The organism is Streptomyces sp. NPDC090499 (genome assembly GCF_044769305.1).
In the GTDB taxonomy this organism is placed as follows: Bacteria; Actinomycetota; Actinomycetes; order Streptomycetales; family Streptomycetaceae; genus Streptomyces.
The window spans coordinates 1-14703 of record NZ_JBIVXP010000014.1; the positions used below are offsets into that span (position 1 = coordinate 1).

At 71.4% G+C, this 14703-nt stretch carries 14 protein-coding genes and 2 pseudogenes; 5 read left to right on the forward strand and 11 right to left on the reverse strand.

Features of this window, described 5'->3' with window-relative positions:
* Positions 1-91: 91 nt before the first annotated feature.
* The 4 genes and pseudogenes from ACIQVL_RS37090 to ACIQVL_RS37105 form a co-directional block, all read right to left on the reverse strand.
* A pseudogene (locus ACIQVL_RS37090) lies at positions 92-2376 on the reverse strand (SpoIIE family protein phosphatase).
* Positions 2377-2418: 42 nt separating this feature from the next.
* Positions 2419-3084: a nitroreductase gene (locus ACIQVL_RS37095; protein WP_403426252.1), complete on the reverse strand. Its 666-nt coding sequence runs from the start codon at positions 3082-3084 to the stop codon at positions 2419-2421.
* 134 nt (positions 3085-3218) lie between these two features.
* Positions 3219-3620 carry a winged helix-turn-helix transcriptional regulator gene (locus ACIQVL_RS37100; RefSeq protein WP_403477535.1) on the reverse strand — a complete coding sequence of 134 codons (402 nt, stop codon included), beginning with the start codon at positions 3618-3620 and terminating at the stop codon, positions 3219-3221.
* 71 nt (positions 3621-3691) lie between these two features.
* Positions 3692-4918: an ABC transporter permease gene (locus tag ACIQVL_RS37105; RefSeq protein WP_403477536.1), complete on the reverse strand. Its 1227-nt coding sequence runs from the start codon at positions 4916-4918 to the stop codon at positions 3692-3694.
* Between the two features lie 122 nt (positions 4919-5040).
* Between ACIQVL_RS37105 and ACIQVL_RS37110 the strand changes: the two genes are divergently transcribed.
* Together ACIQVL_RS37110 and ACIQVL_RS37115 are read left to right on the forward strand one after the other, a co-directional pair.
* Positions 5041-5655 carry a TetR/AcrR family transcriptional regulator gene (locus tag ACIQVL_RS37110; RefSeq protein ID WP_403477537.1) on the forward strand — a complete coding sequence of 205 codons (615 nt, stop codon included), beginning with the start codon at positions 5041-5043 and terminating at the stop codon, positions 5653-5655.
* Positions 5656-5821: 166 nt separating this feature from the next.
* Entirely contained in the window at positions 5822-6550 is a 729-nt protein-coding gene (locus ACIQVL_RS37115; RefSeq protein WP_403425641.1) for an SDR family oxidoreductase, read from the forward strand.
* A 126-nt stretch (positions 6551-6676) separates the two neighbouring features.
* Here the strand turns inward: ACIQVL_RS37115 and ACIQVL_RS37120 are convergent, their stop codons facing one another.
* Positions 6677-7087 carry a cupin domain-containing protein gene (locus ACIQVL_RS37120; protein WP_403477538.1) on the reverse strand — a complete coding sequence of 137 codons (411 nt, stop codon included), beginning with the start codon at positions 7085-7087 and terminating at the stop codon, positions 6677-6679.
* Positions 7088-7231: 144 nt separating this feature from the next.
* Complete coding sequence (locus ACIQVL_RS37125) at positions 7232-7705, reverse strand: carboxymuconolactone decarboxylase family protein (protein ID WP_403477539.1); 474 nt, start codon at positions 7703-7705, stop codon at positions 7232-7234.
* A 192-nt stretch (positions 7706-7897) separates the two neighbouring features.
* Here ACIQVL_RS37125 and ACIQVL_RS37130 point away from each other — a divergent pair, with 192 nt between their 5' ends.
* Together ACIQVL_RS37130 and ACIQVL_RS37135 are read left to right on the forward strand one after the other, a co-directional pair.
* Positions 7898-8386 carry a MarR family winged helix-turn-helix transcriptional regulator gene (locus ACIQVL_RS37130; protein WP_403425635.1) on the forward strand — a complete coding sequence of 163 codons (489 nt, stop codon included), beginning with the start codon at positions 7898-7900 and terminating at the stop codon, positions 8384-8386.
* A gap of 218 nt (positions 8387-8604) precedes the next feature.
* Positions 8605-9486: an RNA polymerase subunit sigma gene (locus ACIQVL_RS37135; RefSeq protein WP_403477540.1), complete on the forward strand. Its 882-nt coding sequence runs from the start codon at positions 8605-8607 to the stop codon at positions 9484-9486.
* On the opposite strand, the gene ACIQVL_RS37140 is transcribed toward ACIQVL_RS37135, so the two are convergent.
* Together ACIQVL_RS37140 and ACIQVL_RS37145 are read right to left on the reverse strand one after the other, a co-directional pair.
* Positions 9483-10148, reverse strand: coding sequence for a nitroreductase (locus ACIQVL_RS37140; RefSeq protein ID WP_403425631.1), 666 nt, complete (start codon positions 10146-10148; stop codon positions 9483-9485). The two genes, ACIQVL_RS37135 and ACIQVL_RS37140, sit on opposite strands and share 4 nt — an antisense overlap.
* A gap of 234 nt (positions 10149-10382) precedes the next feature.
* Positions 10383-10637: pseudogene (locus tag ACIQVL_RS37145) on the reverse strand (FMN reductase (NADPH)); the annotation flags it as partial.
* Between ACIQVL_RS37145 and ACIQVL_RS37150 the strand changes: the two are divergent.
* Positions 10599-11087, forward strand: a complete 489-nt coding sequence (locus ACIQVL_RS37150; RefSeq protein WP_403425629.1) for a cupin domain-containing protein — start codon at positions 10599-10601, stop codon at positions 11085-11087. The pseudogene ACIQVL_RS37145 and the gene ACIQVL_RS37150 overlap by 39 nt on opposite strands.
* On the opposite strand, the gene ACIQVL_RS37155 is transcribed toward ACIQVL_RS37150, so the two are convergent.
* The 3 genes from ACIQVL_RS37155 to ACIQVL_RS37165 all read right to left on the reverse strand — a co-directional run bounded on the left by ACIQVL_RS37155 (position 11044) and on the right by ACIQVL_RS37165 (position 14701).
* The gene (locus ACIQVL_RS37155) at positions 11044-12735 is read right to left on the reverse strand and encodes a dipeptide ABC transporter ATP-binding protein (RefSeq protein ID WP_403477541.1); all 1692 of its coding nucleotides are present in this window, start codon (positions 12733-12735) and stop codon (positions 11044-11046) included. The two genes, ACIQVL_RS37150 and ACIQVL_RS37155, sit on opposite strands and share 44 nt — an antisense overlap.
* An 83-nt stretch (positions 12736-12818) precedes the next feature.
* Positions 12819-13745: an ABC transporter permease gene (locus ACIQVL_RS37160; protein ID WP_403477542.1), complete on the reverse strand. Its 927-nt coding sequence runs from the start codon at positions 13743-13745 to the stop codon at positions 12819-12821.
* Entirely contained in the window at positions 13742-14701 is a 960-nt protein-coding gene (locus ACIQVL_RS37165) for an ABC transporter permease (RefSeq protein ID WP_403477543.1), read from the reverse strand. Before ACIQVL_RS37165 ends, ACIQVL_RS37160 begins: the two co-directional genes overlap by 4 nt.
* Between the last annotated feature and the right edge of the window lie 2 nt (positions 14702-14703).

The following is a 14703-nucleotide window of genomic DNA, read 5'->3' on the forward strand; positions in this document are numbered from 1 at the left end:
TCTCGCCGACCCACTCACCCATCGCCACAAGACGAGTCTGGTCCTGCCGCTCACGCGGCAGGACCAGAACCCCAAGATCTTCATCAGCCTTCTAGCCGGTGGTGGTGACCCCGATGAGCAGCAGGGTGATGTCGTCCGTCATGGGGGCGGTGTGCCGGGCATGGTCGATCAGGGCCGTGGCGAGCCCGTCCAACGGCCGGGACCGGGTCTGGGCGAGCTGGGTGGCGAGCCCGGACATGGCGTCGTCCAGGTCGGCTCCGGGAGTTTCGACGAGTCCGTCGGTGTACAGGGCGAGGACGGTGCCGGGCGTCAGCGGGATCTCGGTGGCGGGGTAGTCCGCGTCGGGGTCGATGCCGAGCAGCAGCCCGGGGGCAGGGAAAGGACCTCGGCGTGTCCGTCGGGGTGGCGCAGGACCGGCGGGGGATGCCCGGCGGTGGCCAGGACGGCCCGGTGGCGTGCGAGGTCGAGATGCGCGTACAGACAGCTGACGAAGCGGCCCGGGTCCAGGTCGACCAGTTGGCGGTTGGCCAGGGTGAGGGCTTGTGCCGGTGTCGTTCCGGTGGCGGCGTGGGAGCGGAGGGTGGGGCGGATCCGGCCCATGAGCGCGGCGGCGGTGACGTTGTGGCCCTGCACGTCGCCGATGAACGCGGCCGCGGAGGTGTCGTTCACCCGGACCAGATCGTAGAAGTCGCCGCCGATGTCCATGCCACGGGCGGCCGGAAGGTAGCGGGCGGCTGCGTCCAGGCCGGGGACGTCGGGCAGCGAGTCGGGGAGCAGGGCGGCTTGCAGGGTCTGCGCGAGCTCCTTGCTGGTGTCGTACAGGCGGGCCCGATCCAGTGCCTGCGCGATGAGCCCCGCGAGCGCGGTGAAGACCACCCGTTCCTGTTCGGAGAAGGTGTGGGGGCGGTCGAAGGCGAACACGCACGAGCCCACCGGGCGCCCGGACGTGATGAGCGGCAGAAACGCCCAGGCGTGCAGACCTTCCTGACGGACGGCGGGCGGGTAGGCGCGGGACAGTTCCTCGAACGTGGTGAAGAAGCTGGGCCGGCCCGTGGCGAGGACCCGGACCGGGGGCGCCGGGCAGGTCAGCGGCGCTCCGTCGAAGAGTTCCAGGAGCTCGGGGTCGTATCCGCGACGGCCGATGACATGCATTCTGCCCTCCTCCACCGCGAGCAGGGCCACGGTCCGGGCGCCGAAGGCCGGCAGTATCTCTCCGGTGATCAGATCGACCACGTCGGACACGCCCACGGCTTCGGAGAGGGCGGCGGCCAGGTGCAGCACCTGGTAGACCTCGCCGAGAGGGATCGCCTGGCCCAGGAAGGTGCCCGTTTTCGGTGCGAACGGGCCGGGGCCGGTCGGCGAGATGCGGAGGCTTGCACCGGATCCGTCGGGGTAGAGCTCGAAGGCGAGCCACTGGTCCGGCGGACGCAGGGCGGTGAAGTAGGCGGGCCTGCGACTGACCAGGGCGGCGCGGAAGCACTCCTCGATGGGCGAGTCGTCGCACCAGGGCAGGGACTGCCAGGGACGTCTGCCGGTCAGCTCGGGGACGCTGCCGCCCAGCAGCGTCGCGGCGGTGGCGCTGACGTAGGTGAACGTGCCCTTGAGGTCGAGCGAGCAGCTGCCCTCCGGCAGCCGTTCGACGAGGTCCGCCGCGGCCAGCGCCTCGGCCGGACCACGGCTGCGGGCCGGCGGCTGCGGCAGGGTGCGCGGTACCGGTCCCGGACGTACGGCGTGGCCGGTGTCGGCGGCGGCGCACAGGAACCGCTCCAGGCGGCGACAGGCCGCGGCAACCCGGTCGGGTCGCGGAGCGGTGGCCCCGGCGGCCCCCTCGGCGTCGGCCCCGGACCACAGGAGCAGCAGTGTGCCCCAGGCTGTGGTGCCGGTGACGATCGGCGCAGCGGCTGATGCGCAGTGGTAGGGGAGTGCGATCGCCGTACGCGGATAGCGCCGGGCGAACTCCTCGGGATCGCTCAGCCAGACCAGCCGTCGCAGGCGCAGCGCCTCCGCCACCGCGACAGGGCTCGACAGGGCCACCCGGGACCAGGGCGCCAGATACTCCTCCGACAGCCCCGCGGTCACCTCCAGTTGCAGCGTCTGCCCGTCGGGCGCCAGCAGGAAGACCGCACCAGCGGGCACCCCCGTGTCGTGCACGGCGGACTCCAGCAGCCGGTCCAGCTCGGCCCGGCACGTCGACACGGAGGCGGTTGAGGACGGACGGGGCTCGTAGGGCGGTACCGCGCCGTCTTCCCGCGTGGCACACATACCAGCACCGTACGTCCGTACCGGCCGGCCCCGCGCGGGAGAGAGCCGTCCGTGGTCGACACGGGAGGGGACAGCGGCCTTGAGGGCACATGTGGCCTGCGTGGCCTGCGGCATGCCCGCACTGCCATGCCCGAGTGGCACGCTGTCGGGCAGGACCTAGTCATCGACGAAGGTGACCGTCTGTTCGAGCGGTGCCCGGCCCGTGCGGGTGTGGGGAGCGTCGGTGTCCTCGAATCCGATCGACATGCCGCAGAAGAGGATGAGGTCGTCGGGGGGCGACAGGACCTCCGCGACGGTCTTGCGGTAGACCGACCACGCCATCTGCGGGCAGCTGTGCAGGCCTTCCGCGCGGAGCAGCAGCATCACGGTCTGCAGATACATGCCGACGTCGGACCACTGGGGGCGGCCCAGGCCCCGGTCGATGTAGCAGAACAGGGCGGCGGGCGCGCCGAAGCAGTCCCAGTTCGCGGAAGCGGCCCTCTGGCGCGCCTCCCAGTCCTCGCGGCCGATGCCGAGCGAGCTGTAGCGCTCGGCACCGAAGGCGGATCGGCGCTCGCGGTAGGGGGACTTCAGTGTCTGCGGGTACATCTCGTATTCCCGCTCGTCCCAGGGATCGCACGCGGCCACGCGCTCGCCGGCGAGCTCCTTGAGTTCGCCCAGCGGTCGGCCGGTCAGCACGTAGACGCGCCAGGGCTGCAGGTTCGATCCGGAGGGCGCCCAGGCCGCAGCGGACAGCACGCGCTCCAGCACCTCCCTCGGGACGGGCCGGTCGGTGAATCCACGTACGGCTCGTCGGCTGGTCACTGCCTCGTAGACGTCCAAGATCAACCAGGCTCCCTTGTCCGATGCGGTGCCAGTGCCGCCTTGCCAGCCGGAAGGCAGCGAAATGAAATGATATGGGCGAAATGCTGAGAGCGGTCGCTCTCCCTTGCTCGGGGGCCTCTCCTCGGCGGGGGTCAGGGGCCGGTCGTGGCCGGTCGGCCGGATGCCGGTGGGGTGCTCGCCGGCAGGTGGTCCTCCGCCCAGAGGAACAGAACGGCCAGGGGGATGAGGAAGGCGCTGCCGTGCGGAGAGAGGGCGTAGCGGGTTCGCGATGACGGCTCGGGCCGGACGTCCTGGGTGACCAGATCGATCGCGGTCAGTTCCCGGAGCCGCCCGGCGAGCGTGCGGCTGCTGATGCCTGGGATGCGCTCGCGAATCTCTGCGGAGTCGGCCGGCCCCTTGGCCAAGGCCATGAGGATCAGGCCGTTCCAGCCGTTGCTGAGCAGGGCGAAGGCCCGGCTGATGGCCGGAGAGGTGTCGGCGGACTGCGGATGCTCGGTCCGGTGTGCCGGGGGAGGGTCCTGTCGGGCAGGCATGATGTGTGTCCGTTCCGGTACGGCGCGAGCCGTCGCGCGTGCGACAGCTCGCGCACATGAAGCGCTCGGTGTCAGTCCTCGCCGTCATGGCGACGGGCGTGCGCGTGGCGCCCGACCGTCAAGGCGGAGCCGGACGCAGGCAGTGCCGGGAGCAGCTCGACGGATGCCGGTGCACCGGTCTTCGTGCCGCGGGATTCCCTGGCGACCCAGTGCCCGCACATGACTGCGGTGAGCCCGCAGACGGTCCACAGGGCGAGGACGGCGAGGGGGCCGGTGTCGCCGTTGCCGTCGAAGTACGTGGTGTCGCGCAGCAGGCTGGCTCCGGCGCCCGGGGGCAGCCACTGGCCGACGTGGTCCGCCCCCTCGGGAAGCAGCTCCGGAGCGGAGGTGGCGCCGGAGAAGGCGTTTCCGACGAAGACCATGAGCGCGGCGCTGAGTCCAAGGCCGGCCGGCCCCAGGAGCCGGATCACGCCTGCGGCGGTGGCGCTGACGGCAAGCAGGTCGAGGGTCAGGACCGCCCATGTGGCCACGTGGTTGTGGGGCAGCGCTCCGAGGAAACCCTGGGCCACGAGATGGACGCCGAGAGCCGCGACGGCGCATGCGACGAGAAGCGTCAGCACCCGGTGCCGCGGGCGGGCCAGGCCGCGAGCCATCGTGACGAACGCCCCGATCAGAATGCCGCAGATCGTGAGCGGGAAGACCGACGAGCTGAACACCGCACCCCGGGGGTCGTCCGTGGCGACGGGTACCACGTCGACCGACTTCGCGAGGACCTGCACCGGGGCATCGGCGCCCGCGGCCCCCTGACGGGCGGCGGCCTGCTGGTGGGCCTTCGGGGAATGCGTACTGCCGGCCTTCCGCTCGGCGGCCTTCTGCTGCGAGGCCTTCTGTTCGGCGGCCTTCTGCCGGGCCGCCATCTGCTGGGTGGCCTTGTCCGCCAACTGCTGTCCGACATCGGTCAGAAGCTGGGCCACGGAAGGGCTCGCCGCACTGGCCTTGAGCACGGTGACGCTGTCGCCGGAGACGGCGAAGGCGCCGTAGACGTCCCGGTTCCCGATCGCCGACCGTGCCGCCTGCTGGTCGGGATAGAGGCGGAAGTCGAAGGCGCCGGGCCGCTGCCGGGTCAGTGCCTCCACCGCGTGCTGACTGGCCGGACCCGTGCCCACGATGCCGACCGGGACGTCGCGCGGCGAGATCCGCCCCGCCGGCCAGGCGAACGCCATCACCGCCAGGGCGATCGCCATGGGCAGCACCACGACGGCGATGGCTGCTTCCCGCCACGCCCGGTGTCCTGACAAGGGGTTCCTCACGGCCTGCCCTCTCATAAAAAAGAATGATCGTTTTTCTTGAGGGTCCAGTCTGGCCCGCCGGGTCGGGCAACGTCAACACGAATGTTCGTTTTCTTTGGTATCCTGGCCTCATGCCCAAGGTCACCCAGCAGCACATGGACGCCCGGCGCAAGCAGATCCTGGACGCGGCGCGCCGCTGCTTCCTCCGCGGCGGGTTCCACTCCACGTCCATGCAGGACCTGTTCGCGGAGTCGGGGCTGTCCGCGGGTGCGGTGTATCGGCACTTCACCAGCAAGGACGAGATGATCCTCGCGATCGCCGAGGAGAACATGCGCGACGTCCTCGACATCACGGTCGCCGTCGCCGTGAACCGGCAGGGTCGGTCCATGGGGGAGGTCCTGGCGGAACTGCTCGACGTGATTCGGGCCAAGTCCGCCGAGGAGGACGTGGCCGGCCTCGCGGTTCTGGTCTGGGGAGAGGCCATGCGCAACCGCTCGCTGGCGGACAAGCTCGATCACCTCATGGGCGGCATACGCGCCAACCTGGTCACGCTGGTCCGTGAGAACCAGGAGCGGGGCGGTCTGCCGATGAGTGCGACGGCCGAGGGGATCGCTTCGGCGATGCTCTCCGTCCTCCCCGGCTACATTCTCCAGGTGGCCCTGCTCGATCCGGCTGTCGTGGCCGAGGTGCCCGACGCGGTGCGGGCGCTGTGGCCGGCGCCGGGCGCGCCGACCGGTGAACGCTGAGCGGCCTCTTCCCCGGCCGGACCGTGTGTTCGCCAGGGGCCTCTGTGTCGAGACGGGTGCAGGGCTCAGGGGGGGGCGGGCGGCATGTGCCCGAGTGGGACCTATGTGGCCCACATATAGTGGCTTATGTCTCACTTCGGGCTTACTACCGGCGAAGGGGCATGTCATGAAGTTCGCAGTCATCGGCGGTACGGGACTGATCGGGTCGCAGGTCGTCAAGGACCTGAACGCCGCCGGGCACGAGGCAGTGCCGCACTCGCAGTCCACGGGAGTCGACATCATCACCGGACAGGGGCTGGACGAGGCGCTCACGGGAGCCGACGTCGTCGTCAACCTGACGAACTCCCCGACCTTCGACGACGCCTCCCTCGCCTTCTTCCAGACCTCGATGGACAACCTGCTGGCGGCGGCGGAGAAGGCCGGTGTCGGCCACTTCGTGATCCTCTCGATCGTCGGCACGGACCAGGTGCCCGAGATGGACTACTACCGCGCAAAGGCGCTCCAGGAGAAGATCCTGGCGGACGGGTCGATCCCCTACTCGATCGTCCGGGCCACGCAGTTCATGGACTTCCTGGATGCGGTTCTGTCCTGGACGGCCGACGCGGACAGCGTCCGGCTTCCCGCCACGCCCCTCCAGCCCATCGCCTCCGGGGACGTGGCCGACGCGGTGGCGGAGGTCGCCGCAGGCCCCCCGCTGAACGGGATCCGCAACATCGCCGGCCCCGAGATCTTCCCCCTGGACGAACTGGGCCGGATCACGCTGTCCCACAAGGGCGACCCCCGTACCGTCGTCACCGACCCCACCGCCGGCATGTTCGCCGTGGTCAAGGGCGACGTCCTCACCGACAAGAACGCCCACCTCGCCCCCACCCGCTACGCCGACTGGCTGTCCTGACCGCCTCGCGCCCACCGGCGGGGCCGGGGCGACCGGCGCATCCCCTGGCGGACGACGGCACCGCCATGGCCGGGACCATGGCGGTGCGGTGCATCACCGGCAGCCGGCCTGCGTGCCGGTGACAGGTCAGCCGGTGGGGCGCGGGGCGCGCAGGTGGGCCCGCTTCGCCAGTTCCGCGTCGTCGACCAGGGTGAGCATCGGCCGGCCCGGGGCGCACATCATGAACACGATGTACTTGGCCGGCTCGTCCTGCGAGGCGTTGCCGTTCTGGTAGTGGATCACCTCGCCGCCCGGCTCCCAGAACGTCTCACCTGCGTTGATCACGCGCTCCGGCTCGCCTTCGAGCTCCCACCGGACCGCACCTTCGAGGACGTAGCCGAAACACGGCCCCGAGTGCCGGTGCGGAGGAGTGCCCGGGTCGCCTGGCGGCCACTCGACGAGAACGGTCATTCCCGAAGCTCCCTCGGGGATGAAAGGCGGCTTGACGTCCGCCAGCATCCTGGGTCCGAAGCCGTCATCCGAGTGCGTTTCGTGCATGGTGCTGAACCTCCGTGGACCGGCCCGGAACGGATGATCTCGCGTCAGCCGATTCCGGGCTCACGACAACTTGCCCTACCGCGAGCCGGCGCTCGCCCGTCACCCGTTCGGCTGCCGGCTGCGACACCTGGTGTGCGGATCGGCTCAGCCGAACATGCCGACCTTGTAGCCGCCGGCCGGCTGCCGGGTGATGATGTTGATGCGGTTGTAGGCGTTGATGACGGCGACGAGGGTCGTCAGCGCGGCGAGTTGCTCCTCGTCGAAGTGCTGGGCGGCGTTCGCCCAGGCCTCGTCGGTGACCCCACCGGCCGCGTCCGCGACACGGGTGCCCTGCTCGGCCAGCTCCAGCGCGGCGCGCTCGGCCTCGGTGAAGACCGTCGCCTCCCGCCAGGCCGCGATCAGGTTGAGCCGCACGTCGCTCTCCCCGGCATGGGCGGCCTCTGTGGTGTGCATGTCGGTGCAGAAGCCGCAGCCGTTGATCTGGCTGGCGCGGATCTCCACCAGATGCTGGACGGTGGCCGGCAACGTCGAGTCCGACAGCGCCTTGCTGGTCGACAGGAGATGCCTGAGCACCTTGCCCGCGAAGGGATTGCCGTAGTAGTCGAGACGTGCGTCCATGAGCACTCCTTGAAGAATTGCTGGTACGCACTACTGACCGGACAGAGCGGCAAGGTGTGACACCGGAGCGGGGTGTGCCGTGGGTCTCAGTGGCCATGTCGTCTCCGTGACGGTCACGAAACCGGTGTGAGTGGTCCCGTTTGTTTCACACGCAACCGTATCGAATGAGCGTATAACTGGTAATCTGGGACCGTGACTGCCGACACTCCTCACCCCTCGGTCGGCTCGCGTGCGACCGACCGCCCCGGAGACGTTTCTCCTTTTGCCCTCGGACTGTTGCTGCGGCGGGCGCACTGGCGGGTGGCGGGGGTGATGGCGGAGGCACTGCGGCCGCTGGGTATCGAGTTGCGGCATTTCGCGGTGCTGCTGGTTCTGGTGGACCGCGGCCCGACGGTGCAGCGGGATCTGGGGCCGGCGACGGGGTCGGACAAGGCGGGGGTCATGAGGGTCGTCGACGACCTGGAGCGGATGGGCCTCGCGGTGCGCAGGCCGGTTCCGGGGGACCGGCGGGTGCGGTCCGTGGAGATCACGCCGCGGGGCCTGGAGCTGTTCGACGCGGCGCATGTGGCGGCGGAACCGCCGGCCGAGCGCCTGGTCGCCGGCCTGGAAGCGGGCGAGCGGGAGCTGCTGACGGAGCTGCTGACCCGGTTCGCCCATCCCTCCGATGACGGCAGGGCGTGAGCGCGTAGGTCCGGGCCTGGCCGGACTGCGGGGCAACGGTGGGTTCATGCGGTTCAGTCGCCTTGAGCGAAGACCGGCCGCCCCGGAGTCGTGAGTCGTGTGCGTCACAAGCCTGCGGTCTGTCCGGTCAATGGGTTGAACCGATGCATCGAGGAGGTGCGGCACCCTCCGTGTCCGCGGCCGCGTGCCGTGCTGAGCCCTGTCAGGGGAGAAGCCCCATGGACCATGCTGACGCGGTGCCGGTAGCGGAGCTGCTCGACGAGCGGCGGCACCTGCTGGACGTCGCCTGCTGGATGCTGGGCGACTCCCGCGAGGCGGAGGCCGTGGTCGCTGAGGCCTACCGCCGGTGGTACGGGCTGCCCGACGCGAAGCGCGGGCAGATCGCGGTTCCCCGCTACTGGCTCGCGAAGACCGCCGGCGCGATCTGTCTGGGCCTGCTCGCCCGCCCCTCTCGCGGCGCGACGGAGAAGGGCGCGGAGAGGGACCGGACCAAGGCGACCCTGGAGGAGGAGGTCGGCCGGGTGCTGCTGGACGCGCTGGACTCGCTGTCACCGGCCGAGTGGGCGGCGTTCGTGCTCCATGACGTCTTCGGGACGACCTCCGACGCGGTGGCCGGCCTCGTGGGACGCCCGGAGCCCGAGTGCGCCGAACTCGCCGACCGTGCCGGCCGCAGTCTTCGCACCCGGCGTTCGCACTCCACTCCGCCGGAGGTGCACGATCTCGTCGCCCGCACCGTCCGCCAGGCGTGCGTGGACGGGGATGCCGAACTGCTCGGGTCGCTGCTGTGTCCCGACGCCACGGCGTTCTTCGACGGCGGCGGCAAGGTCCGTGCACTGAACAGACCGGTGCACGGCAGCCGCCAGGTCGCCCACAGTCTGCTGACACTCCTGGCCCGCCACCCCCGCACCGCCCTGGCCACCCACCCTGTCAACGGGTGCACCGGCCTCATCGCCCGTTACGGTCACCAGGTCGCCGCCGTCATCAGCTTCGACATCGCTGAACGCCGTGTCGCACAGGTCTGGGTCGTCCTCAACCCCGACAAGCTGCGCTCCTGGAACCAGAACCAGAACCAGCCCCCCGCCCCTGGCCCCTGGCCCTAGCCGTCCACGAAGGTGACCGTCTCCCCGAGCGGCGCCCGGCCGATACGGGACCGACCTGCCGTGACGTCCTCGTGCCCGATCGACATGCCGCAGAAGAGCAGGAGTTCATCCGGAGGCGACAGGACCTCCGCGACCGTCCTGTGATACTTGGCCCAGGCCATCTGCGTGCAACTGTGCAGCCCCTCGGCGCGGAGCAGCAGCATGACGGACTGCAGATACATGCCCAGGTCCGACCACTGGGGTCGGCCCATACGGCGGTCGATGTAGCAGAACAGGGCCGCGGGCGCCCCGAAGCAGTCCCAGTTCGCGGCGGCGGCCCGCTGCCGCGCCTCCAGGTCCGCACGCGCAATGCCGAGCGCGCCGTAGCGCTGCTCACCGAAGGCGGATCGGCGCTCCTGGTAGGGGCTTTCGAGTACCGGGGGGTACTGCTCGTACTCCGGTTCGTCCCAGGGATCGCCCGCCGCTATGCGTTCGCCGGCACGCTTCTTGAGCTCGGCCAGGGGCCGGCCGGTCAGCACGTAGGCGTGCCACGGTTGAAGGTTCGACGCGGACGGAGCCCAGGCCGCGGCGGACAGTACGCGCTCCAGCACCTCCCGCGGAACCTGCCGGTCGGAGAATTCCCGGACCGCCCGCCGACTCCTGACAGCCTCATAGACGTTCATGATCGCGGGCACCCCTCTCCATCCGGTACACCCGATATCTTCTCGCTTGAAATAGTATCAGTCAATACCATATTGGGCGGGTGGCATGGGATGCGGCCGGGAAGCGGTCCGCGCTCCAGGGCGAGGAGTCCGCGTCCGGCGCCTGCCGGATCGGTACCGGACCGTGCGGGGCGCCCGGTACCAGGTGTCGCCGCAACCCTCCTCGTCATGCGCGGCAGCGGTGACGGGCAGGGCTCAGCCTGCGGCCGCCAGGCGGGTCGGCCGGCCGTGCAGCGCGGCCGAGAAGCGGTCCGTGACCTCGGCCAGCGCCTCGGCCGACGCGGGGGCCACGGTCAGCCGGCCGTCGGCGTCCGTCGTGATGTGCTTGTCGAGCGTGAACCAGCCGGGCACGATGTGCGCCGCGCCCATGGAGCTGAGGACCGGGCGCAGGGCGTAGTCGATGGCCAGGACGTGCGCCGTGCTGCCGCCGGTCGCCGGTGGCAGCACGGTCAGGAGCGCCCGGCGACGCCGCTGCGCACCCGGCTGCACCACGTCCGCGCCGACGCCCTCGACGGCGACACCGCGCAGACCGGCGGCATGCGCCGGTTCGCCGCCGTCAGCGGACGGACCGTGGGCTCCGAGAAGCTCTGGATGGGCCAGACCCACGTGGCCCCCGCGACCGCCAGCTCGGACCACCACCACGGCGAGTCCGAGACCGCGATCTACATCGTGAGCGGGCACCCCGAGTTCGTCTTCCTCGACGACACGGGCGACCGGCCCGCGGAGGTACGGCTGCGCACCTCGCCGGGCGACTACATCTTCGTCCCCCCGTTCGTGCCGCACCGCGAGGAGAACCCCGACCCCGCCGAGGAGGCCGTGGTCGTCATCGCCCGCACCACCCAGGAGGCCGTCGTGGTCAACCTGCCGGGCCTGTACGCCCTTCCGGCGGACGGCGTGTGACGGCCCGGCCCGTGTCCGGGCCCCCTCCGGCCCGCCGCCCGCCCGGGATCGCCGCCAGCAGCTCGCGGGTGTACTCGTGGCGGGGCTCGGAGAACAGGTCCGCCGGCGGGCCCGTCTCGACGACCCGTCCGCCCCGCATGACGGCGACCTGGTGCGCGATCTGCCGTATGACGGCCAGGTCGTGCGAGATGAACAGGTACGCCACGCCGGTGTCCGCCTGCAACTCGGCCAGCAGGTCCAGGACCTGGGCCTGCACGGACACGTCGAGCGCGGAGACCGGTTCGTCGCACACCACCAGGTCGGGGGAGAGCGCCAGGGCACGCGCGATGGCCACCCGCTGGCGCTGTCCGCCGGACAGTTCCGCCGGGCGGCGCTCCAGCGTCGCGGCGGGCAGCGCGACCCGGTCGAGCAGTTCGCGGGCGCGGTCCAGCCGGGCGGCGCGGTCGCCGACCTTGAACGCCCGCAGCGGCTCGGTGACCACCTCCCCGACGGAGAAGCGCGGGTCCAGCGAGGCGTACGGGTTCTGGTAGACGAGCTGGGCTCGCCGGCGCAGTTCCCTGACCGCGGTACCCCTGGCCGTGGTGACGTCGGTGCCGTCGAACAGCACCTGTCCGGAGGTCGCCCCGGCCAGGCGCAGCACCAGCCGGGCGGTGGTGGACTTGCCCGAGCCCGACTCCCCGACCAGAGCCAGGGTCTGGCCGCGCCGCAGGGTGAGGCTGACGTCGTCGACCGCGCGCAGGATCCGGGCCTCGCCGCCGGCCCGCGGCAGCCTGAACTCCTTGACCAGGTTGCGTGCCTCCACCAGGGGAGGCGCCGTGCCGGCCGGGGCTGCGGGGACCGGGGTACGGGGGCGGGCCGTGGTCGGGCTCGGGGCGGCGGCCAGCAGCCGCCGGGTGTAGTCGTGTTGCGGGTCGGCGAGGACGGCATGGGTCTCGCCCGCCTCGACGAGCCTGCCCTGCTCCATGACCACCAGGCGCTGGGCCCGGTCGGCGGCCACCCCGAGGTCGTGGGTGACCAGCAGGATCGCGGTGCCCGACTCCTCCGTGAGGTGCTGGAGATGGTCGAGGATGACCCGCTGCACGGTGACGTCCAGCGCGCTGGTCGGCTCGTCGGCGATGATCAGCCGGGGCTTCGCCGCGATCGCGATCGCGATGAGGGCGCGTTGCCGCATGCCGCCGGACAGCTCGTGCGGGTACTGCCGGGCCCGGACGGCCGCGTCGGGCAGCCCGGCCCGGTCGAGGACGGCGACCGCCTCGGCCGCCGCCGCGCGCCGGGTCGCCAGGCCGTGGACGCGCAGCACCTCGGCGACCTGCTCGCCGATCCGCTTCACCGGGTTGAGCGAGACGGTCGGATCCTGCGGGACCAACCCGATCTGCGCGCCGCGCACGGTACGCAGCTCCGCCTCGGAGAGGGCGGCCAGGTCGTGCCGGCCGAAGCGGACGGTGCCCGCGTCGATGGTGCCGTTCGCCGCCAGCAGCCGGATGACGGCGTGTGCGGTGGTGCTCTTGCCGGAGCCGGACTCGCCGACCACGGCGGTCACCTGTCCGGGCCATACGTCCAGGTCCACGCCCCGTACGGCCGGTACCGCGCCGCCCCGGGTCCGGTACGACACGGACAGGCCGCGGATCTCCAGGAGTGGTGCGGTCACGTTCTCACCGTTCTCGCGTGCTTCACCGTTCACGTGTGCGCCGCGGTTCTTGTGTGCGTCACTGTTCTCATGCGTGTCGTGGGTCATCGCTGTCGTGCCCATTCGCCGTCCAGCGCCCGCGCGACGCGGTTCGCGGCCAGCACGGTCGCGGCGATCGCCAGACCGGGCAGCGCGGTCAGCCACCAGGCGTTGGCCAGGTAGTTGCGGCCGTCGGAGATCAACGTCCCCCATTCCGGGGCCGGTGGCGGCGCGCCGTAGCCGAGGAAGCTCAGCGCCGACACGGCCAGGATCGAGGAGCCGAAGTCCAGGGTGGCCAGCACGATCACCGGCCCGGCGGCGTTGGGCAGCACGTGCCGGCCCAGCACCGAGTACCAGCGGGCCCCGCAGGACCGGGACGCCTCCACGAACACCGCCTGCCGCACCCGCAGCACCTCGGCCCGCGCCACCCGGGCGAAGGAGGCGACGCCGGCAGTGCCGACCGCGACCGCCACCTTCACCGTGCCGTACCCGAGCGCGGTGACCAGCGCCAGCGAAAGGAACAGCGCGGGGATGGCGAGGAGGACGTCCACGAAGCGCATCAGCACGTCGTCCACCCAGCGGCCCACGAACCCGGCGACCACACCGAGCAGTCCGCCGACCACGAACGCGACCAGGACCGCGATCAGCGTGGCCTTCAGGGAGAGCTGGGCGCCGTGGACCACGCGGGAGAAGACGTCGCGGCCCAGTTCGTCGGTGCCGAACCAGTGACTGCCGCTCGGGCCGCGGAAGTTCTGGGACGGCACCCCCTTCAGCGGGTCCTGCGAGGTGAACAGGTCCGGCCAGAAGGCGGCCAGCACCACCAGCACGAGGACGACCACGGACACCAGCAGACCGGGACGCCGCAGCAGGAAGCGCAGCACCCGGCGGATGCCGGCGGGCCCGCCGGGCGGCTCCGAGGAGGATCCGTTCTCGACCGGCCGGGCGAAGCCGAGGGCGGCCCCGGCCTGGTCGTCGACGAGGCTCTGACTCATGCGAAGCCTGCCCTTCTGTCCGAGGCCACCACGATCCGCGGGTCCAGCAGCGGATAGACGAGGTCCACGAGCAGGTTCGTCGCCACGAAGATCAGCGCGCCGAACACCACCACCCCCTGGACCAGCGGGATGTCCTGGGTGGTGACCGCCCCGGCGGTCACCCGGCCCAGACCGTCCCGGGAGAACACCGTCTCGACCACCACCGAACCCGCGATCAGCTGTCCGACCAGCAGGCCGACGACCGTCAGCACCGGCAGCGACGCGTTGCGCAGCGCGTGCCGCAGATGCACCCGCCACCGGCCGGCCCCCTTGGCGCGCGCGGTCTCCACGTAGGCCTGGTCCAGCGCGGTCAGCAGGCTCTTCGCCAGCACCTGGGCGACCTGCGCGCCGGTCGGGATGGCCAGCGTGAGCGCAGGCAGCACCAGCCCCTTGAGCCCGTCGTTGCCGAACGCCGGAAACCAGTGCAGGTTGAACGAGAACGCCTCGACCAGCAACAGCCCCACCCAGAACGCCGGGACCGACACCCCCAGCGGGGGCAGCGACAGCAGCAACTGCCGCAGCCACCGCCGCGAGGTGTACGTCGCCACCACCGCGAGGCCGCCGCCGAGGACCACCGCCAGCAGCAGTGCGGCCCCGGTCAGCTGGAGCGTCTGCGGCAGCGCGTCGGCCAGGGTGGAGGTCACCGGGCGGCCGGTGGAGACCGCGTCGCCGAAGTCCCCGCGCACCGCCCGCCCCAGATACTCCGCGTACTGCACCGGCACCGGCTTGTCGAAGCCGTACTCGTGCCGCAGCCTGGCCAGTTGGGCCGGATCGACCTGCCCCGTGTCCATCCCGGCACCCGCCATCGCGGAGACCGGGTCACCGGGCAGGAGGTCCAGCACCAGGAACGACACCGTGTACGCCGCCCACAGCACCCCGACCGCCTGCGCCAGCCGTTTGATCACATAGCGGCGCATGC

What these genes read in the sequence shown, in the direction of transcription:
- ACIQVL_RS37120 (WP_403477538.1), bottom strand. Translation starts at nt 7,087, where the DNA reads ATGCACGAAACGCACTCGGATGACGGCTTCGGACCCAGGATGCTGGCG.
- ACIQVL_RS37125 (WP_403477539.1), bottom strand. Translation starts at nt 7,705, where the DNA reads ATGGACGCACGTCTCGACTACTACGGCAATCCCTTCGCGGGCAAGGTG.
- ACIQVL_RS37165 (WP_403477543.1), bottom strand. Translation starts at nt 14,701, where the DNA reads ATGCGCCGCTATGTGATCAAACGGCTGGCGCAGGCGGTCGGGGTGCTG.
- ACIQVL_RS37140 (WP_403425631.1), bottom strand. Translation starts at nt 10,148, where the DNA reads ATGAACGTCTATGAGGCTGTCAGGAGTCGGCGGGCGGTCCGGGAATTC.
- ACIQVL_RS37115 (WP_403425641.1), top strand. Translation starts at nt 5,822, where the DNA reads ATGAAGTTCGCAGTCATCGGCGGTACGGGACTGATCGGGTCGCAGGTC.
- ACIQVL_RS37110 (WP_403477537.1), top strand. Translation starts at nt 5,041, where the DNA reads ATGCCCAAGGTCACCCAGCAGCACATGGACGCCCGGCGCAAGCAGATC.
- ACIQVL_RS37160 (WP_403477542.1), bottom strand. Translation starts at nt 13,745, where the DNA reads ATGAGTCAGAGCCTCGTCGACGACCAGGCCGGGGCCGCCCTCGGCTTC.
- ACIQVL_RS37100 (WP_403477535.1), bottom strand. Translation starts at nt 3,620, where the DNA reads ATGCCTGCCCGACAGGACCCTCCCCCGGCACACCGGACCGAGCATCCG.
- ACIQVL_RS37135 (WP_403477540.1), top strand. Translation starts at nt 8,605, where the DNA reads ATGGACCATGCTGACGCGGTGCCGGTAGCGGAGCTGCTCGACGAGCGG.